The following is a 23424-nucleotide window of genomic DNA, read 5'->3' as shown; positions in this document are numbered from 1 at the left end:
GCTTTAAGAAGCTGATAAAATAATATCAACCGAATTTAAAAGCATACTAGTAGCTGTAGAAGGATAAAACAACGATTGCTAACAAGGTTGCTAGTTCAACAAACGCGGATTTAATTATTTGTGCCGCGACTGGATAAAATGGGGTTGAACGGTTTCTAACTACTTGTTCAGTTTCGGAAGCAATCATTCGTTCAGCATAATGTAATGGGTTGGTAGGGCGTCAATCACAGTGAAAAACTTTCAAAAACTAATTAAACGAAACACAATGAGACCATTCGTAAATGGAAGTTTACGAATGGTTTTTTATCACAATTAAACAATTATTTTTTTCGTGATATTGTCAATTAAATCTCCTCTGCTAAGCACACCGATGACACGTCCAGCACCATTAACTACAGGGAGCTTTTTATAACGGTGCATCGATAATAACCGCATAATTCTTTCAAAGTCTTCGTCAGGGTGCACGGAAAGAATGTTTCTTTTCGTCATAATCTCTTTAACTGGTGTCTTCATTTTATCTTGAATGACATCCTCCATATCTCCATCCTCAATAATATAAACTAGACCAGCAAAACCAACAGGCTTAGGAGTAAGATAGCGTAATACATCTCCATCAGATACCATACCAACTAAATTTCCGTTATCATCAACAACGGGTGTCCCACCAATTCGATTTGAGTTTAGAATTGTTAACAGTTCCTTAATCGTATTAGAAGGTTTTACCGTAAAAACTCTTGTAATCATGAAGTCTCTAACTTTCATAATCAATCCCTCTCTTCGTGTTGAAAACGTATACATATCTGTTTAATCATTATTTTACCATAAATTCTACCCTTATGTTGGTTAGGATTGTGTCTATATTTTTACTACTCCGAAACAGCGTGCGAAGTGATCTTGTTTGTTTAGGAAGTATGGCCGCTGACTTATCAAACCTCAACAGATAATTATATAAGAAGGATCTAGTGATTTTATCAGAGTAAAGTGACAAATGGAAAGTCCAATATAAAATCCCTAACTGAACAATAGTCTGGTACAATAAAGCTCAGTAATGAAGCGTGAAATAACAATGGCTAAAGAAAAGAAATGGATCATGGGTACGCCTGAAATGCTGCTTCTAGTGATGGTTAGAGTAGTGAGCTTGAACTGTATTTTAGGATAAACATAGAATATTGTTTACTGAATTCTTCCATGTCATATTAAAGCTATGCTTCCTTTGTTTTCGATTAGGTTCATTAAGAATGATTAAAAATAATATCAAAACTTATGATATTGCTAGCTAAAAAGGAGGAGACGACCTTGAATCGACTCTACTATTCAAAACAAAACTCGCAAGAAAAGCGGGAACTCTTACAAGTGAAATATTGGATGACACCGAGTCCATATTGTCTTTGGCAGGGAGATTCCCTTCGTAAAGCAGTTGAGAAAATGGAAGAGCTTCATGTTGAGGGGTTACCTGTAGTAGATGAAAATCATCGTTTTGTTGGTATGGTGAGCTTAAGAGGAATTGTAAAAAGATTAATTCACGCTAAAAACCCACAAGATATTGTTGGGAGTGCGCTGACTCGAAATGTTCATAGCGTTCACGGAGATGACTCGATTTTTGAAGTGGTGTCACAATCAGAAAATGCGATGCCTGTGTTGGATGGGCAGGGCAGATTAATTGGTTTGATTACAGTTCGTGATGTCTTTGATGGTTTATTTAAATATCTTTATAAATTGGAACAAAAACAAACGACAACAGATGCTTTGCATGCGATTTTAGAGAGCGCTTACGAGGGAATAGCCGTCGTTGATGAAAATGGTGTGGTGCTTGAATTTAATGAAGCTTATAGCCGGTTTACTGGGGTAAAACGGGAGGACGCACTCGGCCGCCATGTGACAGAGGTGATCGATAACACAAATCTGCATGTGACAGTTAAAACGGGTCTCCCAGAGCGGGGAGCTGTGCAAAGAATCCAGGGACAAGACATGGTGGTTCACCGCATCCCGATTTGGCGAGATGGAAAAGTTGCAGGAGCCATTGGGATGCTTATTTTTGAAGGGGTAACCGAGGTGTACCGGATCTATGAGCGTCTTCAAGAAAATCATCTCAAGGAACAACCAGTAAACGAATTGTTAACGTTGAAAAAAGAGAAAGATAGCCGAGTTACCATTGATCAAATTATTGGAGAGAGCAAAGAAATTTTAACCGTGAAACGAATGGCCCGTCGTTCGGCACGAACCCCAGCAACCGTCTTGATTACAGGGGAAAGTGGCACAGGAAAAGAGATGTTTGCGAAAAGCATCCACCATCTGAGTCCGTTTTCAACTGGACCTTTTATCAGTGTCAATTGTGGAGCAATCCCCGAAGCATTATTTGAATCAGAACTGTTTGGATATGAAGATGGAGCTTTTACGGGAGCAAGGAAAGGCGGGAAGCCTGGTAAATTTGAGTTGGCTCAGAATGGGACTATCTTTCTTGATGAAATTGGGGAAATGCCGCTTGTGATGCAAACGAAACTTCTCCGTGTTTTACAGGAAAGGGAAGTTGAGAGAGTAGGTGGAGTCGAAAAATACAAAATCAATGTTCGGGTGATTTGTGCGACGAATCGAGATTTAAAAGCAATGGTAAGCGATGGGGCTTTCCGTGAGGATTTATTTTATCGCTTAAATATTATTCAGCTTCACATACCACCATTACGAGAACGCAAGCTAGATATTCCAATCTTGATGTCTCATTATTTAAAAGAAGTCTGTGAAAAGTATCAGATGCCTGTCAAGAGGTTTACGTCAGATGTTGTGTCAGCTTTTGTCCAATATTCATGGCATGGAAATATTCGGGAGATGGTGAATACGATTGAAAGAATGGTGACATTAGTGGATGGGGATGTCATTGATGTAAATCACCTGCCACAAATGATGAGAAATGATAAGTCCGTTTTTAAAAGCAAGCAAACTCAACAAACAGCTGAACAATCGTTAATTGAAAAAGCAAGACATGAAGGTCAGCAAAAAGAAAAAGAAGTCATTCTTGAGGCATTGAAAAAAGCGGGCGGAAATAAATCGAAAGCTGCTGAAATTTTAGGCATTCACCGGACGACTTTGTATCAAAAGTTACGAAAATATGAAATAAACTAATTAAATTATTTTTAGAGTAGTTTTGTGTCTGTGATGTAGTGTATCCACTACACTTTTCCTACAGTTGTAGTGTAGTGAATACACTTTTTTATGGTGAAAATGTTTATTTTATCGCTTTTACAAGTTGGCACACTTCTTGCAATTAAAAAAGTGAAAATAAACAAGGGGTGAAACACATGGAGAAATTTGCAATTTTACGAACACCACAAACCACTTATTATGGTCGCAAGGCGTTTGATAATGTTGGTACAGAAGCGGCTCTAAAAGGAAAAAAAGCGCTTATTGTTAGCGACAAGATTATGGACAGCCTTGGCTATGTAAAAGAATGCCAATCTTTGTTGCAAAAACAAAAGATTCAAAGTGAGGTCTATCTTGGCGTTAATTCCGAGCCTACCGATCAATATGTGGCAGAAGCGCTAAATGTTTTAAAACGCGAACAATGTGACATAGTCATTTCTTTAGGTGGAGGAAGTTGCATTGACACTGCGAAAGCCATTGCTGTTCTTGCTACAAACGAAGGGTATATTGGCGACTATATGGGAGGCAATAAAATCGCCGCAAACGATCCGGTTTCGCATATTGCAATTCCAACAACAGCAGGGACTGGTTCTGAGGCAACGGATGTAACCGTTATTACGAATACGAAGAATGATGTCAAGATGATGATTAAACAGCCAGCGTTTATGCCAGATGTTGCGATTGTTGACCCACTCTTGACACTATCGTCGCCAAAGAATGTAACCGCTGCCACTGGAGTGGATGCCTTGAGCCACGCGATTGAAGCTTATTTATCGAAGAAGGCTCATCCAATGACAGATACACTTGCTTTATCAGCAATGAAATTAATTCTGGATAATTTGTTGATCGCTTACAATGACGGCGAAAATGTCGATGCGCGTGAGGCAATGTCATTAGGTTCTTATCAGGCAGGGATTGCGTTTTCAAATGCATCGGTTTGTCTTGTTCACGGAATGTCGAGACCCATAGGAGCTTTATTCCATGTTCCACACGGAATTTCAAATGCGATGCTGTTACCTGCGGTTCTTGAGTTTAGTAAAGAAGCTTGCATTGACCGCTTAGCGGATATCGGGCGAATTTTCAAACCTGAAAGCGAAAGACTTTCCAACGAAGAAGCAGCTGAAATTGCGGTCAAATCGGTTAAAGAACTTTGTCAGCAATTAAATATTCCAAACTTGAAAGGATGGGGAATCGACCAGCAAGCCTTTGAAACTGCGGTTGATAAAATGGCAGTAGACGCAATTGATAGTGGCAGTCCTGCGAATAATCCAAGAGTTCCGACATTTAGTGAATTAGTAGATTTATATCATGTTTGCTACGAGTACCAGTTCAGCACCGAAGAAACAGTCAGTTAATAGACATCAAAGGGGTATAGGGGGAATAGTATGTTAGGGATGCTTGGTTTGATTGCTTCACTAATCCTATTAATGTATTTAACGATGAAGGGAATCAATATTATTGTTGCCGCAATCATTAGTGCAGTGGTTGTTGCGATTACAGGCGGTTTAAATCTTGAAACGGCGTTAACAGACCATTATATGACAGGATTTACCGGATATTTTAAATCTTGGTTTCTGATTTTCCTCTTAGGGGCGATTTTCGGGAAAATTATGCAGGAAACGAAAGCAGCTGATAGTATTGCCAATTGGGTGAAAAATACGCTTGGACCTTCTCGTGCTGTTTTCGCTGTTGTAGCTGCTGCAGCGTTGATGACCTATGGCGGCGTAAGTCTTTTTGTTGTAGGTTTTGCGGTATATCCGATTGCCGTTTCTTTATTTAAAGTGGCAAACTTGCCGCATCGTTTTATTCCAGCAGCATTAGTATTTGGATCGATTTCTTTCACGATGACGGCACCAGGATCACCTGAAATCCAGAACCTGATCCCAACTGAATATTTTGGTACAAAACCAACTGCAGGTGGCATCATTGGGGTATTAATGGCTTTGATAATCATGGTAGTCGGTGGTTTAATGTTAGGAAGAATGGTGAAAAAGGCTGTGGCAAATGGAGAAACATTCAGCTTGCCCAATCAGCCAACCGCTTCAAATGAAACGGCTTCCGCTTTGGCTGCAGAAGAACTGGAAGCACAAAAGCCAAGTTCAACCGCAAAGGGGCAGGAATTGCCAAATGTAGTGTTTGCGGTTTTACCACTTATATCTGTAATTGTCATGTTAAATACATTTTCAAATTTCACGTCTTCAACAGGAGCCGCTTTAATTTCGTTAGGAAGTGGAATTTTACTCGCTTGTGTATTGATGTTTAAGTTTTTACAAGAATTCTGGGCTGCCTTGGCGAAAGGTGCTCAAGATGCCTTAGTAGCGGCAGCAAATACATGTGCAGTTGTAGGTTTTGGAAGTGTGGCCGCCCAAGTCGCTGCTTTTAATACGGTTGTTGATGGACTCGTCAATCTACCTGGACCACCATTAATGGGACTAGCTATTGCCGTAACGCTTATTTGTGGAATCACTGGATCCGCATCAGGCGGACTGGGTATTGCGTTACCAATTTTGTCACCAATGTATATGGCTCAAGGACTAGATCCAGGAGCGATGCACCGTATTTCTGCATTAGCATCGGGGGGTTTGGATTCATTGCCGCACAATGGTTATGTAGTCACAACGATTCGCGCCATCTGTGGAGAAACACATAAACGCGCTTACGGACCAATCTTTATGCTCAGCGTTGTCATGCCGACGATTGTTTTAGCACTAGCTGTACTTTTATATTCAATTTTCTAAAAATACATTGTGAAGGGGAAATATTATTATGGCTACAACTACTACACAAACACTTAAAAATTTTGTCAACGGTCAGTGGGTAGAATCAAAAACAGAAAAATATGATATCGTTCCAAACCCAGCAACGGGAGAAGAACTTGCACGAGTTCCAATTTCGACTCGTGAAGATTTAGATGAAGCGGTTCAAGTGGCGAAAGAAGCATTCAAAACATGGAGCAAAACACCGGTACCAAGACGTGCTCGTATTCTATTTAAATATCAACAATTATTAGTAGAAAACTGGGATGAACTAGCGACTTTAATTACAAAAGAAAACGGAAAGAGCTTTAAAGAAGCTTACGGTGAAGTTCAACGTGGAATTGAATGCGTCGAGTTTGCTGCTGGTGCGCCATCGCTTATGATGGGAAAACAACTTCCTGATATTGCAACTGGAATTGAGTCTGGTATGTACCGCTATCCTGTAGGGGTAGTGGGGGGCATCACACCATTTAACTTCCCAATGATGGTACCTTGTTGGATGTTCCCACTGGCGATTGCTTGTGGAAATACGTTTGTACTAAAGCCTTCTGAGCGAACACCGATTCTTGCTAATCGTTTAGCCGAATTATTTAAAGAAGCAGGGCTACCAGATGGTGTTTTCAACATTGTTCATGGTGCGCATGATATTGTGAACGGCTTATTAGACCATGAAGATGTTCCAGCGATTTCTTTCGTCGGGTCTCAGCCAGTCGCTGAGTATATCTATAAGTCTGCTGCTGCAAATGGCAAGCGCGTTCAAGCACTTGCTGGTGCGAAAAACCACAGCATTGTGATGCCGGATGCGGATATAGATGCAGCGGTAAAAGAAATTATTGGTGCGGCATATGGTTCTGCAGGTGAAAGATGTATGGCTTGCTCGGTTGTCGTTGCGGTTGGTGATGTAGCAGACAAACTAATTGCTAAATTAAATGAAACAGCCAACGAAATTAAAATTGGTAATGGATTAGATGAAGATGTGTTTTTAGGACCAGTTATCCGTCAAGAAAACAAAGATAGAACAGCGAAATACATTGAAATTGGGGAGCAAGAAGGAGCGAAGTTAATCCGTGACGGTCGTAAAGATGAAGCATACCATGCAAATGGCTATTTCATTGGACCAACTATTTTTGATAATGTTAATCCTTCGATGAAAATTTGGAAAGAAGAAATCTTTGCCCCAGTGCTTTCGATCGTACGTGTTGATAACTTAGAAGAAGCAATTGAGTTAACCAATAAATCTGATTTTGGAAACGGCGCTTGTCTGTTTACTGACAGTTCAAAAGCAGTCCGTTATTTCAGAGAAAACATTGAAGTAGGAATGCTTGGAGTGAATGTCGGCGTTCCAGCTCCAATGGCTTTCTTCCCATTCTCTGGATGGAAAAACTCCTTCTACGGTGATTTACATGCAAACGGGTCAGACGGAGTTGAATTTTATACAAGACGGAAAATGCTAACTGCACGCTATCAATAAAAAGCAAAAAATCAGGTTCGGGTTAAAGGCAATATTTGACCGAAATATCAAAGCCTTCATCCCTTCCATCATTATTCATAAAGAGAGTTTCAAAGATTTCAATAAAAGCACCGCCCCTTTCAATTGTACTGACAAGGGGCGGTGTTTTTCGTTGTTGTAGACGTAGAAACCCGTGGAACAATGTGTTGTGAAACAAGATTTTTCGGGGCGTCACAGTGACTTATATAGGAATATAATACTATAAGTATACGATGAAGGCTGTGAGTTTTTTTCTAGATTTTGTTGTTTTACGGCATGTTTTGAGTCGTGCTAAAATAGGTAGACTTATAGTATGATGGTTTTCTATGTTTGTTGGTAAATTAGATTAGGATTTTACGATAGATGGTGGTGAGGGATGAAGTGGATAGGAGGAAAGCAATTACCTTTATTGTGAGTCTACTAGGACTTTGCTTTCTTATCTTTTTCTTGTTTGTGAATCTGAATCAAAGGTCTGCGCCTGTTAGTGTGAACAGGGAGGCATTGGTTCCGGCTGAACAACTTTCACAGCAGGTTTCAAATGGGGAAGAGCCGTTACTTGAAGATCTTGTGGAGGAAATGGAAAAAGAAGAAAAAGAAGAAACAGAAGAGGAACTGGTAGAAGATGGGCCTGCTGCCGTTGCTGAGGATGACGAGCTGGATGGAGTTGACGCTGAAAAAGAACATTCAATTCGAACGGAGATAAAGGAAAAAGTAAGGGAAGTAATTGAAGGTACTTTAAATCTATTTAAAAAGGAATTGAAAATAGTAGCAATCGGGGACTCGTTGACTCAGGGAGTAGGCGACGAAACGGAAAGTGGTGGCTACGTTGGGATCTTGAATCACACATTTGAAGACAATCATGTCAATGTGAGAATCGAGAACTATGGAAAAAGAGGAAACCGAACAGATCAATTGCTTAAGCGCCTAGAGCAACAAGAAATTGAAGCGTCTATTCGTAAAGCAGATGTCGTACTGATTACGATTGGGTCCAATGATATTATGAAAGTCGTAAAAAATAATTTTATGAATTTGACGCTTGAGCCGTTTGAAGAAGAGCGGGTTGAATATCGAAAACGATTGAGAGCCATCTTTGATAAAATCAATGAAATTAATTCCAATACGCAAATTTATTTAGTTGGTTTTTATAATCCATTTGAGGGTCATTTTGGTGAGATTGAAGAATTAGGTATGATCATGACAAACTGGAATGATACTGGTAAATCAGTTACTGAAGAATATGAGAATGTTGAATATATCCCTGTTGCTGATTTATTTGTCCATTCCACTCAAGATTTGCTTGCAGAAGACTATTTCCATCCAAATACTCGAGGATATAAACTGATGGCCCAACGAGTGCTTTATTTTATGGAAGAAATTGATGTAGAAGCTGAAGTTTCTTCTGATAGCATCGGAAATGAACCACCTGATCAACAGGAAGAAGCCTCGCATGAAGTTGGATTCACAGATTCATAGTTAAGAACTTAAGAACCAAGAGCGCCGATCGTAGAAATCGGCGCTTTCAATCGTATACATATATTTTAAACCTGTTACTCTAAGGGAATCACTTGCGCAATTTGAAGAATTCCATGTTCAAAAAAGCAAGACAAATCCATTTTTCGTTCATGTAGCTGTATATTTCTTATTAAAAATCCGTCGTATTTCTGTCCAATTAAATGTTTGCGAAAGTTATGGTTGGCCTCTGGCTTGTTTAACAAAATGCCTGGATCCTTCCAAGTCTGTTTTCGAAAATAGTCGCAGTAGCGGTCACGTTCTGCCATAAACATTTCGTAGGTTTCATAAACTTTCATTTTCGGGTCATCAATATAAACTTTATAAATATACCCAGTAACAGGACGTTCAATTTGGACGACTTTCGGTTCACCGTCTTCCCAAAATTCTGATGCTGATTTTTCATAACTCGTCATTGTGCCGATTGCAAAAGGTTTGGCTGCCTCAATGTCAGAAGTAAACCAGTAACCAATACTATCGATGTCATTTGGTAATGGTTGTTGCGTAATCATATCACTTGTAAACTGATCAATTCGTCTGGTTGATCCATGAAATACAATCATCAAATCTACCTCCTATTATAGGATAGCCAAATCGGGGGAGGTTCAAAATCTTTGTTGGCGAAACGAAAGCCTGATGCAGGAGTGGATTCTAAAAAATGAACGGTATCCTTCCAAACAGTTTAGGATAAAAATAGGAAAATAGTAACGTTTGAATTTGCGAGGCAACTTCCTGTTAGGTAAAATTTATATATGGGGGTAATAGAAAAGGTCAATTAAGACCACTAAGGTTAAACAAAATTCTGTTCAAAACAAAAGAAATCAGGAGAGAATCTATGAAAAAGAAAATAATCATTTTGGGGGCTTCATTGGTTATCCTCCTTATCATCGCATATGGGTTTGTAGGGAATTATTTTTATAATTTTGCTTTAAATGCAGATCAAGAAAAAGAATTCTTGGAAGGTAATCCACATTTACAGGAAAGTGAGGCTGTGCTCGCCTCGGTTGCAGAAGAAGCGAAACTGGCAGATGATCGATTCAGTAAAGAGCACCCATCTATTCAAATGCAAGTGACCTCAACAGATGTCCTTCAGCTTAATTTAAATGCTTTTGTCTACGAAAATGATCCTGCTGAACACAAGTGGGCGATTGTTGTGCATGGATACACAAGTAAAGCTAAACATATGACAAGATATGTTCGGAACTTTTACGAACAAGGCTATCATGTATTAGCGCCTGACCTTCGAGGGCATGGGGAAAGTGAAGGAGACTATATTGGCATGGGGTGGCATGATCGAAAGGATATGTTGTTATGGATCGATCAAATTCTTCAAAAAGATCCAGAGGCAGAAATCGTTCTGTTTGGTGTTTCCATGGGTGGTGCTACTGTAATGATGAGTTCTGGGGAAGAGGACTTGCCGGAAAATGTGAAAGTGATTGTTGAGGACTGTGGATATGCATCCGTTAGTGATGTATTTATTTATCAACTTGATGATTTGTTTGGTTTACCTGAATTTCCAGTAATGAACGCAGCCAATACAGTAACCAAGCTGCGGGCCGGTTATGATTTGTATGAGGCAAGTGCAGTAGAGCAAGTTGCAAAAAGCACTACACCGATGTTGTTTATTCATGGAGATCAAGACACGTTTGTTCCGTTCGAAATGGTAGATGAGGTATATGAAGCAGCAAATGTTGAAAAAGAAAAACTGATCATACCAGAAGCAGGACATGGAGACGCTGAAAAGGTCGACCCCGAAACGTATTGGAATACAGTTTGGGAGTTCGTCGAGAAGTATATAGAATAGTGTAGAAGAAGAGTTATAGTCGGAGGGGACTATAACTCTTTTTTAATGAGAGTTTAAAGACCTTTGTTGATTTGAGCAAGTCAGTGAAGAAGAGATTTACAACAACGGATTTACATAGCCTATTTGTAAAAGAGCGGTTAATGTTGGCTATAACAGAAAACTGTACTTTTATGGATATCGAGTACTGAGAGTTCATATTATCTAACGTAAAGGAGGAGATCTTGTGAGTGATCAACGTAATGGCGATCGAAATCGGAAGGATGAACAACTTGAGCTTTTCCGAGTGAACGATAAAGGTAAAAAGTTGACAACCAATCAAGGGTTAAAAATGTCGGAAGATGAATTCTCGTTAAAAGCTGGTGAGCGTGGCCCAACACTAATGGAAGATTTTCATTTCAGAGAAAAATTAACCCATTTTGATCATGAACGGATACCTGAACGTGTCGTCCATGCCCGTGGCTTTTCAGCTCATGGAGAATTCCAAGTCTACGAAAATATGAAAAAATATACGAAGGCGAAATTTCTACAAGATCCTACAAAAAAAACACCGGTGTTTGTCCGCTTTTCAACAGTAGTCGGCTCCCGTGGATCCGCAGATACGGTACGGGATGTGCGTGGGATTGCAACAAAGTTTTATACGGAAGAAGGAAATTATGACTTAGTAGCCAACAATATGCCTGTTTTTTTTATACAAGATGGAATTAAATTTCCAGATGTGGTTCACGCAATTAAACCAGAACCGCATAACGAAATTCCGCAAGCTTCTTCTGCCCATGATACATTTTGGGACTTCGTGGCAAACAACCAAGAATCGGCACATATGGTCATGTGGTTAATGTCAGACCGAGCAATTCCAAGAAGTTTTAGGATGATGGAAGGGTTTGGTGTTCATACCTTTCGATTTGTCAATGAACGTGGAAAAGCCCATTTTGTCAAATTCCATTGGAAACCGAAACTAGGGGCTCATTCACTTATATGGGAGGAGGCACAAAAAATTTCTGGGGTAGACCCAGATTATCATCGCCGAGATTTATGGGAGAATATTGAAAAAGGAAATTACCCTGAATTTGAACTTGGGGTCCAGATCATTCGGGAAGAAGAAGAATTTAAATTTGGGTTTGATATTCTCGATTCGACAAAGATTTGGCCTGAGGAAGATGTTCCGGTCCATTTGATTGGGAAAATGACTTTAAATCGAAATGTCGATAATGTGTTTGCGGAAAATGAACAAGTGGCGTTTCATCCTGGTCATGTGGTACCAGGGATTGATTTTACCAATGACCCTCTTTTGCAAGCTCGTCTATTTTCCTATACAGATACCCAATTAATTCGGTTAGGTGGACCGAATTTTCACGAAATCCCTATTAATCGACCTGTTTGTCCTTTTCATAATAATCAGCGCGATGGCTATCATCGCCAAACCATCAATGTAGGGAAAGTTAGTTATCACAAAAACTCTCTAGCTGGAAACACTCCAACTCCTGCAAGTGTAGAGGAAGGTGGATTTGAGCATTATCAAGAAAAGGTAGAAGGCAAAAAAGTTCGCGCAAGAAGCGAAAGTTTTAAAGATCATTTCTCACAAGCTACATTATTTTGGAACAGCATGAGTCAACCTGAAAAACAACATATTATCGATGCCTTTAGCTTTGAACTACAAAAAGTAAAAAACAGATGGGTAAGACAGCAAGTCGTTGAAATGTTTGCAAATGTTAGTCTTGAATTAGCGACCACTTTTGCTAAAAATATCGGTGCAGCTCCTCCAAAGGGAGGCGGTTCAAACGTAGTGAAGTCCTCGCCAGCGCTTAGCCAAATGAATACGAACAAAACTGCTGTCACTCGAAAAGTAGCAGTTATTGTCACAGAAGGTTTTCATGGATCAGAAATAAAGTTTGTTTTGGATCGATTAAAAGATAACGGTTTACAACCTGAGATTATTAGTGAAAATCTAGGAAGCATTACGGGACATGATGGAACAGAGTTGGAAGTAGACCATACGATGTTGACTGCCGATTCGGTAATATTTGATGCGGTATATATTGTGAGAGGTAGCGCTAAAAGTTCGCGGTATAATAAGGATGCTAGTCAGTTTGTATATGAAGCCTTTCAGCATTATAAAACAATTGGAGCAACGCACGATGGGAAAAGTTGGCTAGAAGAAGAGGGCCTCGGACAAAGTGAAGGAGTGATTTTAAATGATAACTTAGAAGTGTTTGTGGATAAATTTGTAAACGGTATCGCAAAGCATCGTCATTGGGGAAGACAGGTTGATGCATATTAGGTCGAATAGGTATAACGCATGTATCGTAGAGAACAAAGGGATGTTTCATTAGCTTGTCGCTTGTTTGGCCAATTGAAAAGTGTATTATTTGGATACAGAAGCAAAGCACTAAGGGGAAAGTAGTTATGAACAGTTTCATAACTACTTTTTATATTAATTTTATTCAAATGGTCCTTTATTAATCGAAGATAACGATTCGTTTACTAAGAAAATTTTCCCGCGAATATCGGTAATACCGAAGCTTTGAAGGCGTTGTGTGTGCATCGTTAAATAGTTTTCAGCATCCATTTTTGTTTCAAATAGGTATATACCTCCCGCTTCTTTTTCAGCTTTATTTTCTGTCCAAATCTTCCAAAGAAAACCTTTCTCATTATTGATGCTTTTGGCTAAGTCTGTGAATGCTGTGACCATGTCCTCTCCAAAGGGGCCATCCATTTTAAAGTCGACTTGCAGCACATATCTCATTTTTTCTATTCCTCCATCTTTTTAATAGGCACTTTTCTCAAACTACCCTGAAAATCTTTCTTAAAAAAGGCAATAAGAAAGTAAGGGATTCGTTTATCGTTTTTTTGAATCCCTTATTCAGGATATAAAATCTGGATTTAAGCAGTTTGTGGCGACAAAACTACTTCATATCCTAACTTCTTTAAACTCTTTAACGCCTTGTTCTTTTTAATTTCTATCGCTTGGTTTTTATAATGACCGGAACCTAATTCTTGATATTGTTCTTTTCTAGTTAATAAATGATAAACAATAACTAAAAGTTGACGGGCAATGGCAACAGCTGCTTTTTTACTACCACGCCTTCGTTTTATACGGTGGTATTTAGCCTGAAGGTAACTATCTTTTTTTCTTATAATGCTATTTGCTGCTTCAATTAGAGCACTCCGAAGATGTTTATTCCCATTCCTTGTTTTGGCAGGTCTTTTTTTCCTGCACTTTCATTTTGACCTGGAGCCATCCCAGCCCAGGAGGTCAAATGATTAGCTGTTGGAAATCGAGTCATATCTGGTCCAACTTCAGCTAATAATTGTTCAGCTGTTTGTCTGCCTATTCCAGGTATGCTATCCATATACCTTATATCTTCTTCAAAAGAAGATGTTCTTTTTTTAATTTCTTCATCCAATTCGGATATCTGCTCTTCCAAAAATTCTATATGCTCTATTTGTTTTTTAAGCATAAGACGTTGGTGGGGACCAATTAGTCCATTCAAGGATTGTTCTAATAGCTCTTTCTTTTTTCTAAGTTTACCTTTAGATAACTCAGCTAATTTAGTTGGTTCAATGTTGCCTTTAATTATTTCGTTAATAATAGCTCTCCTAGAAACTCCTAGTACATTTGAAGCAACGGAACCAAGTTTTATATTGGCACCTTCTAACACTTTTTGTATGCGATTAGCCTCTCTTGCTTTTTCGTCAATTAAACTTCTGCGATAACGAACAAGTTCGCGTAGTTCTCTCTGCTCTCTTGATGGAATATAGCTCGGTTTTAAGAGGCCATGTTTTAAGAGTTCTGCTATCCATTCTGCATCCTTAACGTCCGTCTTACGACCAGGTACTTGTTTAATATGCTGCGCATTGACAACATAAGCTTCAATATCAGGTTCCAACTCAAGAAGATTATAAATTGGTTTCCAATAGACCCCTGTACTTTCCATCGCCACATGAGTACAGTTATGGGAGCGAATCCAATCTATAAGTAATATAAGATCATCTGTCATGGTCCCGAAGGTTTCGATATGTTTTTGATTAGGCAGTAGCACACATGCAGTTATGCTTTTCTTGTGGACATCTAAACCACAGACAAAGTTGCTAATTATACGCACAAAAAATACCTCCCCTGTTTAAAAAACAGCGAACATAGTTCGGGAGCTTACTGTGTAATCTACCCTACGTGCTTCTCTAAGAGAGCGACAATACATGGTACACTTGCATTCCGACGGTCCGTCTTTGTTACGAGCTCGTTGACATCACGTTTGAACGACCTCTGTTTATGCACCGCTGCTATTATTCTTTATGGGCAGGGGACAGCCATTTTCATGCATCATGGTGCGATATTTTTTGCATGGATGTCTTTGTTGCTTTTGAACCGAAAATACAACTGCATGAGCTAGTTTTTATCCCATAAAGGTTTCATTAATGGGAAAAGAGCTTTCAAACTTAATTCAACATTCGAAATGGCTACTATCGTCAAAATCGACTTTATGATTTTATCAACAATCTTTACGAAAACAGCCCTTTTAATAAAATTAGTTTCTCCAAGTAATTCGTGTTGTTCATATGATCCTGCAGGTAATTGGCTTCCAACAAATCCTTGAAAGTTGGTTTGTTCAACATCATACATAACTTCAATTTCCTTGGCAAAGAGAAGGTGCTCTTTTTCAAGTAAGGTGGCTAATAGCGGTTGGGGGGTTGCTTGCACTTCCTTATTAAGTATGCCTGATAAACCAGAAACATAGGTATCTAGCGAGCGAGTGCCAACGATTTTTGCTGCTATCGATTCCCTATTTACCCTTATAAACGTCGGGAAACTTCGGACTCCAAGTTTTCCTGCTAGCATAAGACCTCAGTTTATAAATCTTGGCCAAGCTGGCTTTCTGCCCTGTTATAATTCTTTCTCGATCGAGCCCAAGCTGGTTTACGATATTTGTCATAACAGAGTTTTCAGCGATATTTTCATTGAAAGCAAATAATGCTTCACGAGCACGTCGCAAATATTGTTCTGCCTTTTCAGAGCCATAATCCTTTTGAATAAGCTTATACACACGAGAAGGAGGGTAGGAGGATTGCACTGGATTCTCAATCATAATGGTTCCAACTATCGGCATCCGTGAACTTTCCCTCACATCGCGCCAATGTCCTGCAACATAGCTGGGCCAAAAATGCCGTTAGCTGGGTCCACTGGTTTATCTCTCCAATTTTCAAGCAATCCTCCCATAACAATATGAAAATTAAAATAATGTCCGTACTCTTCTTTGAAGCGCCTTAATTAAGGTTCTAATGCCCAACAATGTGAACAAATTGGATCTGTCACGTAATATAAATCAATCGGTTTTATTTTGTCATCTCCGGCCGGTCCGCAAACACCTTCTAAATCACAAATTAAATTATTTGTTGTTACATAATCTTTCACCCTTCCTATTTTTATTTCCCATTAAATTAGAGCATTGAAGTTGCTTTACAATTTGATTTTAGGCCATAATGAGAACCAAACCTACCAATAGATTTAGATATTTGTCGTTTACCCACACATTCATTTAATTGTTGAAAAAAGTAGGAGGGAGAGAAGGATGAGTCAAGCAAAAACAGATCCTCGAATACTACGAACTCGAAAATTCATCATGGATGCGTTTATTGAACTTTCTGGAAAAAAAGAGTTTAAGGATATTACGGTAAAGGATATTACGAATGAAGCAAGGATTAACCGCGCCACTTTTTATTATCATTTTCAAGATATATATGACTTGTTAGAGAATGTGTTATCTGAAGTGTTAGCGGTTAATTTGAATCAAGAGAACTACGAAAATAGTGAGTTAACTGAGAAGACATTTTTGCAAACTTTCAAAGCGATCACAAACTTTCAAAGCTCTTTATCGAACCGTTGTCATCGCGGGTATGAAGATACGATTGCACGAATTATTCGCGATCAGCTTGAAATTATTTTTTTAAGAATCTTGCGGAAACGATACCCAGAAGAGGATGAGCATGGGCTCCAGGTGACGGCAGTGATGTTAAGCTGGGGAATTTATGGGGCATCAGTTGAGTGGAAAAGAAAAAGTCAAGCGTTGACACCGGAGGAATTTATCAAGTCGGCCATTCCTTATATTCAGCTTGGGGTATATAGAAATATAAAGAACAATTAAGTGTTATTAAAGCGTTTACCCTAAGTCTAAGCAATTAGCTGAATTTCAGGACAACACCTTGGCTAAAGGCTTGAAAGTGTATAGCGTTAGCACCAGCGAAAAGAGGTTCGATAAAAAAATATGGCTGTGTTTTGATCTAGCTCCTCTTTGCATCTGTTGCCCAAATACTCTTTTACATAATCTAGTTCTTCTACTAAGGCTTTTTTCTAGAAAATAAGCTATTTTATCAGTATTACATTGGTAATCTGACATTATGTACCAAGGACAAGAACGGTACCTCGTGGTATACTATTCTACTAGCGAAAAAAGGAGGAGGAGCAAATGGCGAAAAAGTCTTTAATCAATAAATCAAAGCGTGAAATGAAATTTAAAGTTCAACAATACTCTCGCTGTGAAAAGTGCGGACGACCTCATTCTGTATATCGTAAATTTAAACTCTGCCGCATCTGTCTACGCGAGCTTGCCTATAAAGGACAAATTCCGGGACTAAAAAAAGCTAGTTGGTAACAACTTGTTGATATATATATTTACTGTAAGACTTAGCTTAAATTGGCTAGGTCTTTTTCTTTAGATGAATTTTCTATTCCTTAGAAGATAAGATTGATTAATCGTTAAGGAATAGAGCCTCATTTTCATATGAATAGACAAGGTCCTTTTTTAATACGATTACATAACATGAAGGAGAAAAAAGTGGTAAATCTCATTCTTAGGAGGAATCCATGAAGATTGAACAAATGATTGCTGATGAGTTACAGGGAATGTTTTTAGAAGGAAATCTCAATGGAATTAATGAGGTAGAACTCAATACTCTTACAAGAAAATTACGGGTAGGAGCCGTTACCATCCATGAACTAATTAGAGACCAACCATTACTTGAAGAGAAAATCAGTGTCGCAAGACAGCGAATTTTAACAACAGGATACCATAGGTGGTAAAAGAAGGACTCAAAATTGTATGAACCGACTCCAAGTTGAGCTGCAACACAAATCACAACAATAAACAGATAAAAAACGCTGTTGAATGAATAAAACAACAGCGTTTCTTGTTTTCGCTGATTTTAAACACCTAATGATAAATCAATACAGAAGCGGTAATGAAGCAAATATTAAACATAAACTGAGTTTTCATCCATCCCCATCTGCTCTAATCACAACAAACCAATTATAGTTAGCAATCGGCATATTAATTTCGAAGTGAATATAATTTACGGTACTAGTTATCTTAATAGATAACACCTAAGGATCAGTATAAGAGGAAAAGGTAGAGGATAGAAGGGCGTTTTCGCTCTTAAAAAATATCGTAGATGAGGACTTTAATGGATATTTATGAGTTATTTTTAAGAATTACATTAGGTTTTCTAGTTTTATTTGGATTAGCAAGAATAATGGGAAGAAAAGAAATTAGCCAGATGACATTTTTTAATTTTGTTTCAGCAATGGCGATTGGCTCGATTGCTGCAAATTTAGTTGTTAATCAAACCCTGTCAATCCGTTACGGTGTTCTTGCTCTAGTGGGCTGGACAATTTTTACGCTAGCAATGGACTTTATCGATATTAAATCAAAAAGGGGCAGAAGAATCACGACGGGTGACCCGATCATTGTCATTAAAGATGGGCAAATCGTTGAGCAAGCCCTTCGCAAAAGTCGATTGGATATGGACTCGTTAAATTCCATGTTGAGACAAAAGAATATTTTTGCGCTTGCAGACGTCAATTACGCCATTTTTGAGGCTAATGGGAAGCTTTCTGTCATGCCAAAAGAAGCCAAAACACCCGCAACAAAAGAAGATGTGAAATCAATTACTATGACTAATGCCATCTATCCAATGGCGACACAAGTCATTTCTGATGGACATGTAATCACGAATAATCTAAATAAATTACATTTAGATGAAAATTGGCTACAACAGCAACTTAAACAAGCTGGTTTTGATTCCGTAGAAGATGTATTTTTTGCTGAAGTACAAAAAGATGGTTCACTCTTCATTGATAAGAAAGAGAATTAATTACATTAATCCTTGCGTGAAATTGTTAAAAGCAGGGAGCCATTTGAGACGGCTCCCTGCTTTTGTTGGTACATATTTGAAACGCTGATTATTGTTTCAGCGCCATTGCGATTTGTTCCCATTTGAGTCTTTCTTCTTGATTAGGGTCATTCACCGTTTTGCTTTCGATATTAAAAATCATTGTAGCACGTTGTTTCACGTCATACTGTGGCCATTCTGGAAGGTCGTCTGTATTTGGATTACCATTCCGGGCAAAGTTGATCCAAGCCTGATGCATTTGGTTCGCGACAATTTGCCGATCTGGTTTGTCGCCGGTAAAATTAATTGTGTTTGGCAAATCAAGCGTATTCCAAACAAATGGAATTTCCAGCGCATGCGTTGCTTTTAAGGCGCCATTAAACACGGGTGTTTCCCAATCAAATCGGTACATCCAAACAGGTGCACCTTGAGCGTTTTGCAATTCGGCTAGTATTTGTGCCGGGTGAGTGAATATTGTAATCGTTACCAGTTTATTAAATAATTCTTGTGTTAACTTTCCGTTCTGAGTGAAATGCTGTTGGACAACTGGTACTAATGGACCGAAATTTTTTTCAAACAACGATTTAATTTTAGCTTCATCAGCGTCTTTCCATTCTGGGTCAAATGCTGTGAAAATGTTGAATTCATCTTTGTTTGTCCCGATTAATACGGTCACTTCTTTAGACATCCCTTCTGCAATCGCTTCTTGTGGGTGTTTTGGAAGGGAAACTCCATCAATGACTGGCTGTAAGCTCATTGATGGAAGCAGGTCAGCAGCTTGAAGAAGCTGTTCGACAGGCAATTCCTCTAATTTTGCAAGGTTGGTTGGTTCAATTTGTAAGGCGGCTAATACATGTCCAGCAACTTTTGTTGCCGTTTCCGATGGATGGGCATTTGCCGCTGCGCCACTTTGGAGGATGGCTTTTTGAAAAAGACCTTGAGCCGAAGGGAATCCTAGTAAAACGCCAATGCTCATTGCACCGGCAGATTCACCAAAGATTGTTACATTGTTAGGATCACCACCAAATTTGGCAATATTGTCTTGTACCCATTGAAGTGCGGCAACCTGATCTAGAATTCCGCAGTTACCAGAAGTTGCATATTCATTACCACCAATTTCGCCAAGGTGTAAAAAACCTAACACACCAAGTCGGTAGTTGATGGTTACAACAACAACATCACCTTGCTCCGCAAAGGAAGCCCCGTCATACCAACTGCTAGAGCCGGAACCAGTAACAAACGCTCCTCCATGAATCCAGACCATGACAGGACGTTTCTTGTCATCGGCAGAAGGGGACCAGACATTTAGGTAAAGACAATTTTCATTCACATTAGAGACATCGTTACCGAAAAACTCCATAATTTCACGCTGTGTCTGTGGAGCAACTGGCGAAAATGAAGTAGCGTCTCTGACTCCTTCCCAAGTATCTGGAAGCTCCGGAGCACGAAATCGTAGTGGCCCAACTGGAGGTTTTGCAAACGGAATTCCTTTCCAAGCATAAACACCGTCAACCTCTTCACCCCGGAGTTTTCCATAGGTACTTTCGACAATTAGATTAGACATTCACATTCTCCTCTCGATTTTAACTATTTCTTTTTGCCTACGAATCATAGTTGTTAGTAATGTGTATTCGAGAAGATGGGACTGCTTTCCTGTTATTTTCCAGAAAATGAAATGTATATGATGAATTTTTGGAAAAACTGTAATCTGATGACTTTCCCGATTAGTAGCAAGTCCGAATTTTTCTAGTAATAATATTTTTTTGAATGTAAAAAATAGTGATTAAGAATGAAAGGGGGGGTTTATGAATGTTTGTGAAAAATAGGATATCAGGATTAATCGTTATGCTTGCAATGATTGTGACTACACTAGGCTCTCTTAGCGTCTCTGCCGCAACTGTCGTAGAAACAAATTCGATGGAGACAGTGAAACCGATTGTGGTCGAATTAAACGATCATTATTTTAACCCGAAAAACATCACAATTCCAGAAGGTACAAGCACAACATTGATACTAAAAAACAAAGGTAAGGTTGAGCATACCTTTACAGTAGAAAATCTTGAAATTGACGCCGAGGTTCAGCCAGGAAAAGAAAAAACCATTTCCGTGAAACCGAAACAATCCGGTACATATGAACTGATATGTAGGTATCATGTTCAGCAAGGAATGGTTGGAAAAGTAATCGTTAAATAAAATGGCAGATCTAGCTGTGTTCCATTTATTGATTTAAGGCGTGAGAAGACGAACTATAAATTTCGTCTTCTTTTACTTGCATTCCTTTTTAGCTGATGGCTTTCATTTTCTTTAAAGAATAAAATGATAAGTCCAGCCTTTTATATTTATTTTCGATTCGTTTAATCTAAAAATAAAGAAGAATTAACTGCGATGGTTTATGGAACGATTTCAAAAATTGTACCTTGGTTAAAATCACTTACTTTCATAGAACGATAAACACCTAGATACAATCTCGTTTGATTCAGGTTAGTTCCTAAATTTACAAAAAAAGCTGGTTCAGAACCGAAATGATAATTGGTTTGAATGACATGATAATCATTTGGTTGAGCATTTGGTTTTACAAATGTATAAGCTAAGGCACCTTTAACCTGAGAATGGGAACCTTTTTGGGCAAGATCGATAAAAACAACACTTCCTGTTAAGCCAGGAATACTTCTTCCCATATATGCTTGAACTCCTGTAAGAGCAGTTCCTTCGATTTTATCGGGTCGATTGTCTTTATGATAATAACTTGTCAAAGGCTGAAGACGGCTTTTTGAAAGTGTTATTGCTTCATTATAAAAAGCTGTTGTTTTCTCAGACAAAGCTGGATTACTTGAACAGTTCTTAACACTTGAAGTAGGAAAATCACCTTCCCAACCTCGCCAACCAAAGTTAATATATCCCTCTTTTTCTAGTATAGTATTCATAGAAGTGGCTTGTATAAGCTGAGTAACCGGTATTGGTTTATAATGAACGAATGAAAAAACGGATTCGACCAAATCTTGGCCAACATTTCCCGTATATTTAATAAATTGATTTTTGTATCTTTGAAATGAAATGCCTGGTATATTGCGAACACCCTTCGCCATGACCGAAAGCGTTTCCTGAATTGTTATAGGAAGTTCAGTAAACCGAGTGACAATCGGGGGATTATTGAGATAAGTATTTTTACTTACATCAATTTCAATTATTTTACCAGCAATTTCTAAATCATCTTGGCTTAAGTTAAATGGATCGTAGCCTGAACCCCCGTCTCCAGTTGTTAACACAAGTTTTCCTGTTTCAGGTGAAAAATTTAAGCTATTGACACCATTATGATTTGAAAATGGTCTTCTTAAATTAAGTAAAGTCCGTCTTTTTTTGGGGTGGCCATTAGATTGTAGGACCCATTCTTCAATTGTATCTATATGATCATATTGTGATTCTCTATTTTTCCATTTTAAATTTAAAGTGTTAAGGTCACATGGGTTTGGGTTATATGATTCGGGAAGAGCACCTGGTCCTTGTGTTCCTGCAACTGAATAATGAAGGTAAAATAGGCCATTATAATAAAATTGGGGATGAAACGCTAGCCCTATCAATCCCCGTTCATCATAGCCGCCACTAGAATCGCCAAGTTTTAGAATACGTTTCCGAATATCTAAAAAGACCCTTAAGTTTGAATTTCCTATGTAAAAGATTTCTCCTACTTGAGTCGCAATAAATAGTCTTTCAATGGAGTCACCCGGAAGTATGGCGGTTTTTAAAACAGTAGGTAAATTCACTTTATTTACAATAGGACGTAAACCCACCTTCATATTTATCAACTGTTTTGCACTCCTTTTTTTTTGTTTTCTTTTATCTCGCATTAACTGACAGTAAGAAAAAAGGATAAGAGGGGAGATCAACTATAGGTCAAAAGCCTGATTGGTGAAAAATCAGTTAGGCTATGCGTGACTAACATTCAGTAGGGGCTGATTTTAAAAAACCATACTGAATAAAGTTTGACTTTATAAGATATGATTAGAATAGTCTATTAGTACCAAAACATCACTGGAGTCTTACACGTACGAGTAACCTTGCTCAAAAGCGGACTACATCAAATAACGGTAATCGGCTTTAAAAGGGTTAATATATTTTCGTATAATTCAGGATTATCTTGCTATTCCGCGAATAATGAAGGCGCTTCAATAACAAGGTTTTTAAAGATATAATGAATGTATAAGTAATCCATAAACCGAAATGGAGGAATCAAGATGCTAACTGAACTGTTTCTTGAATTCAAGCATTGGTGGTCTGGAGAGTTTTTAAACGAAGAAAAGGAAGAGTTTGAACGGATTGAATCAAAGCATACACGAGTTCATTTTGATGAAGATATAGAAGAGGTTATTCGTGTTCATTAAATTGAAAAGCTTGTCTTTAGGCGAAGACTTTTTTATGAAGTCTTCTTTTTTTATGAGGCTAACAAGAAATTATAATTCTTGTCTTATTGAAAAAAAATCTGATATAGTTAACAAGCGGGTTTTGAACGTATTGATTTTCAATCAGTTGTCATTCAGTTTGCATTTAGAACAAAAAAAATGGTATCACAA

At 38.5% G+C, this 23424-nt stretch carries 20 protein-coding genes and 1 pseudogene; 13 read left to right on the top strand and 8 right to left on the bottom strand.

The genetic code is table 11. From position 1 onward, the window contains the following. Positions 1–312: 312 nt before the first annotated feature. Positions 313–762 (bottom strand): CBS domain-containing protein, encoded by a 450-nt coding sequence (locus tag M3182_RS12700; protein ID WP_251427496.1) that lies wholly within the window; start codon positions 760–762, stop codon positions 313–315. A 603-nt stretch (positions 763–1365) separates the two neighbouring features. Here M3182_RS12700 and M3182_RS12695 point away from each other — a divergent pair. From M3182_RS12695 to M3182_RS12675, 5 genes are all read left to right on the top strand, one after another. Next, complete coding sequence (locus M3182_RS12695) at positions 1366–3117, top strand: sigma 54-interacting transcriptional regulator (RefSeq protein WP_432806708.1); 1752 nt, start codon at positions 1366–1368, stop codon at positions 3115–3117. Between the two features lie 176 nt (positions 3118–3293). Further along, on the top strand, positions 3294–4490 hold the full coding sequence (locus tag M3182_RS12690) for an iron-containing alcohol dehydrogenase (protein ID WP_251427504.1): 1197 nt from the start codon (positions 3294–3296) through the stop codon (positions 4488–4490). A 30-nt stretch (positions 4491–4520) separates the two neighbouring features. Further along, the gene (locus M3182_RS12685) at positions 4521–5873 is read left to right on the top strand and encodes a GntP family permease (protein ID WP_251427507.1); all 1353 of its coding nucleotides are present in this window, start codon (positions 4521–4523) and stop codon (positions 5871–5873) included. Between the two features lie 28 nt (positions 5874–5901). Beyond that, complete coding sequence (locus M3182_RS12680; RefSeq protein ID WP_251558306.1) at positions 5902–7362, top strand: CoA-acylating methylmalonate-semialdehyde dehydrogenase; 1461 nt, start codon at positions 5902–5904, stop codon at positions 7360–7362. A gap of 381 nt (positions 7363–7743) precedes the next feature. After that, positions 7744–8853 (top strand): SGNH/GDSL hydrolase family protein, encoded by a 1110-nt coding sequence (locus tag M3182_RS12675; protein ID WP_251558304.1) that lies wholly within the window; start codon positions 7744–7746, stop codon positions 8851–8853. 74 nt (positions 8854–8927) lie between these two features. Here M3182_RS12675 and M3182_RS12670 read toward each other — a convergent pair whose 3' ends face one another. Further along, a complete protein-coding gene (locus M3182_RS12670) occupies positions 8928–9452 on the bottom strand; it encodes a hypothetical protein (protein WP_251427516.1) in 525 nt (174 codons plus the stop codon). A gap of 272 nt (positions 9453–9724) precedes the next feature. Here M3182_RS12670 and M3182_RS12665 point away from each other — a divergent pair, with 272 nt between their 5' ends. Both M3182_RS12665 and M3182_RS12660 read left to right on the top strand, forming a co-directional pair. Then, a complete protein-coding gene (locus tag M3182_RS12665) occupies positions 9725–10693 on the top strand; it encodes an alpha/beta hydrolase (protein ID WP_251558302.1) in 969 nt (322 codons plus the stop codon). A gap of 223 nt (positions 10694–10916) precedes the next feature. Beyond that, positions 10917–12971 carry a catalase gene (locus M3182_RS12660; protein WP_251558300.1) on the top strand — a complete coding sequence of 685 codons (2055 nt, stop codon included), beginning with the start codon at positions 10917–10919 and terminating at the stop codon, positions 12969–12971. Positions 12972–13130: 159 nt separating this feature from the next. Here M3182_RS12660 and M3182_RS12655 read toward each other — a convergent pair whose 3' ends face one another. From M3182_RS12655 to M3182_RS26390, 4 genes and pseudogenes are all read right to left on the bottom strand, one after another. After that, positions 13131–13436 carry a monooxygenase gene (locus tag M3182_RS12655; RefSeq protein ID WP_251558298.1) on the bottom strand — a complete coding sequence of 102 codons (306 nt, stop codon included), beginning with the start codon at positions 13434–13436 and terminating at the stop codon, positions 13131–13133. Positions 13437–13573: 137 nt separating this feature from the next. Then, a pseudogene (locus tag M3182_RS12650) lies at positions 13574–14796 on the bottom strand (IS110 family RNA-guided transposase). Positions 14797–15080: 284 nt separating this feature from the next. Next, complete coding sequence (locus tag M3182_RS26395) at positions 15081–15530, bottom strand: hypothetical protein (RefSeq protein WP_349775452.1); 450 nt, start codon at positions 15528–15530, stop codon at positions 15081–15083. Further along, positions 15475–15798 carry a DsbA family protein gene (locus tag M3182_RS26390; RefSeq protein ID WP_349775451.1) on the bottom strand — a complete coding sequence of 108 codons (324 nt, stop codon included), beginning with the start codon at positions 15796–15798 and terminating at the stop codon, positions 15475–15477. Before M3182_RS26390 ends, M3182_RS26395 begins: the two co-directional genes overlap by 56 nt. A gap of 462 nt (positions 15799–16260) precedes the next feature. Between M3182_RS26390 and M3182_RS12640 the strand changes: the two genes are divergently transcribed. The 4 genes from M3182_RS12640 to M3182_RS12625 all read left to right on the top strand — a co-directional run bounded on the left by M3182_RS12640 (position 16261) and on the right by M3182_RS12625 (position 18838). Continuing rightward, a complete protein-coding gene (locus tag M3182_RS12640; RefSeq protein WP_251558296.1) occupies positions 16261–16833 on the top strand; it encodes a TetR/AcrR family transcriptional regulator in 573 nt (190 codons plus the stop codon). A gap of 321 nt (positions 16834–17154) precedes the next feature. After that, positions 17155–17340 (top strand): type Z 30S ribosomal protein S14, encoded by a 186-nt coding sequence (locus tag M3182_RS12635; RefSeq protein WP_251558294.1) that lies wholly within the window; start codon positions 17155–17157, stop codon positions 17338–17340. Positions 17341–17552: 212 nt separating this feature from the next. Next, positions 17553–17768: a hypothetical protein gene (locus tag M3182_RS12630; RefSeq protein ID WP_251427534.1), complete on the top strand. Its 216-nt coding sequence runs from the start codon at positions 17553–17555 to the stop codon at positions 17766–17768. A 380-nt stretch (positions 17769–18148) separates the two neighbouring features. Then, a complete protein-coding gene (locus M3182_RS12625; protein WP_251427537.1) occupies positions 18149–18838 on the top strand; it encodes a YetF domain-containing protein in 690 nt (229 codons plus the stop codon). A gap of 88 nt (positions 18839–18926) precedes the next feature. Here the strand turns inward: M3182_RS12625 and M3182_RS12620 are convergent, their stop codons facing one another. Next, positions 18927–20420, bottom strand: coding sequence for a carboxylesterase/lipase family protein (locus M3182_RS12620; RefSeq protein WP_251558292.1), 1494 nt, complete (start codon positions 20418–20420; stop codon positions 18927–18929). Positions 20421–20665: 245 nt separating this feature from the next. On the opposite strand from M3182_RS12620, the gene M3182_RS12615 reads away from it, so the two are divergent. Further along, the gene (locus tag M3182_RS12615; RefSeq protein ID WP_251558290.1) at positions 20666–21049 is read left to right on the top strand and encodes a cupredoxin domain-containing protein; all 384 of its coding nucleotides are present in this window, start codon (positions 20666–20668) and stop codon (positions 21047–21049) included. 197 nt (positions 21050–21246) lie between these two features. On the opposite strand, the gene M3182_RS12610 is transcribed toward M3182_RS12615, so the two are convergent. Further along, the gene (locus M3182_RS12610) at positions 21247–22650 is read right to left on the bottom strand and encodes a PQQ-dependent sugar dehydrogenase (protein WP_432806707.1); all 1404 of its coding nucleotides are present in this window, start codon (positions 22648–22650) and stop codon (positions 21247–21249) included. 438 nt (positions 22651–23088) lie between these two features. On the opposite strand from M3182_RS12610, the gene M3182_RS12605 reads away from it, so the two are divergent. Further along, a complete protein-coding gene (locus tag M3182_RS12605) occupies positions 23089–23235 on the top strand; it encodes a hypothetical protein (RefSeq protein WP_251427547.1) in 147 nt (48 codons plus the stop codon). Positions 23236–23424: the final 189 nt, after the last annotated feature.

This window comes from Mesobacillus maritimus (assembly GCF_023715205.1).
GTDB classification, from domain to species: domain Bacteria; phylum Bacillota; class Bacilli; order Bacillales; family Cytobacillaceae; genus Mesobacillus_B; species Mesobacillus_B maritimus_C.
This window is presented reverse-complemented; position numbering and strand designations above follow the sequence as displayed.

Bases quoted from the DNA above. Each gene is read 5' to 3' on its own strand.
- M3182_RS12700 (WP_251427496.1), bottom strand. From the start codon at position 762: ATGAAAGTTAGAGACTTCATGATTACAAGAGTTTTTACGGTAAAACCT.
- M3182_RS12695 (WP_432806708.1), top strand. From the start codon at position 1,366: ATGACACCGAGTCCATATTGTCTTTGGCAGGGAGATTCCCTTCGTAAA.
- M3182_RS12690 (WP_251427504.1), top strand. From the start codon at position 3,294: ATGGAGAAATTTGCAATTTTACGAACACCACAAACCACTTATTATGGT.
- M3182_RS12685 (WP_251427507.1), top strand. From the start codon at position 4,521: ATGTTAGGGATGCTTGGTTTGATTGCTTCACTAATCCTATTAATGTAT.
- M3182_RS12680 (WP_251558306.1), top strand. From the start codon at position 5,902: ATGGCTACAACTACTACACAAACACTTAAAAATTTTGTCAACGGTCAG.
- M3182_RS12675 (WP_251558304.1), top strand. From the start codon at position 7,744: ATGGTGGTGAGGGATGAAGTGGATAGGAGGAAAGCAATTACCTTTATT.
- M3182_RS12670 (WP_251427516.1), bottom strand. From the start codon at position 9,452: ATGATTGTATTTCATGGATCAACCAGACGAATTGATCAGTTTACAAGT.
- M3182_RS12665 (WP_251558302.1), top strand. From the start codon at position 9,725: ATGAAAAAGAAAATAATCATTTTGGGGGCTTCATTGGTTATCCTCCTT.
- M3182_RS12655 (WP_251558298.1), bottom strand. From the start codon at position 13,436: ATGAGATATGTGCTGCAAGTCGACTTTAAAATGGATGGCCCCTTTGGA.
- M3182_RS26395 (WP_349775452.1), bottom strand. From the start codon at position 15,530: ATGCTAGCAGGAAAACTTGGAGTCCGAAGTTTCCCGACGTTTATAAGG.
- M3182_RS26390 (WP_349775451.1), bottom strand. From the start codon at position 15,798: ATGCCGATAGTTGGAACCATTATGATTGAGAATCCAGTGCAATCCTCC.
- M3182_RS12640 (WP_251558296.1), top strand. From the start codon at position 16,261: ATGAGTCAAGCAAAAACAGATCCTCGAATACTACGAACTCGAAAATTC.
- M3182_RS12635 (WP_251558294.1), top strand. From the start codon at position 17,155: ATGGCGAAAAAGTCTTTAATCAATAAATCAAAGCGTGAAATGAAATTT.
- M3182_RS12630 (WP_251427534.1), top strand. From the start codon at position 17,553: ATGAAGATTGAACAAATGATTGCTGATGAGTTACAGGGAATGTTTTTA.
- M3182_RS12625 (WP_251427537.1), top strand. From the start codon at position 18,149: ATGGATATTTATGAGTTATTTTTAAGAATTACATTAGGTTTTCTAGTT.
- M3182_RS12620 (WP_251558292.1), bottom strand. From the start codon at position 20,420: ATGTCTAATCTAATTGTCGAAAGTACCTATGGAAAACTCCGGGGTGAA.
- M3182_RS12615 (WP_251558290.1), top strand. From the start codon at position 20,666: ATGTTTGTGAAAAATAGGATATCAGGATTAATCGTTATGCTTGCAATG.
- M3182_RS12610 (WP_432806707.1), bottom strand. From the start codon at position 22,650: ATGAAGGTGGGTTTACGTCCTATTGTAAATAAAGTGAATTTACCTACT.
- M3182_RS12605 (WP_251427547.1), top strand. From the start codon at position 23,089: ATGCTAACTGAACTGTTTCTTGAATTCAAGCATTGGTGGTCTGGAGAG.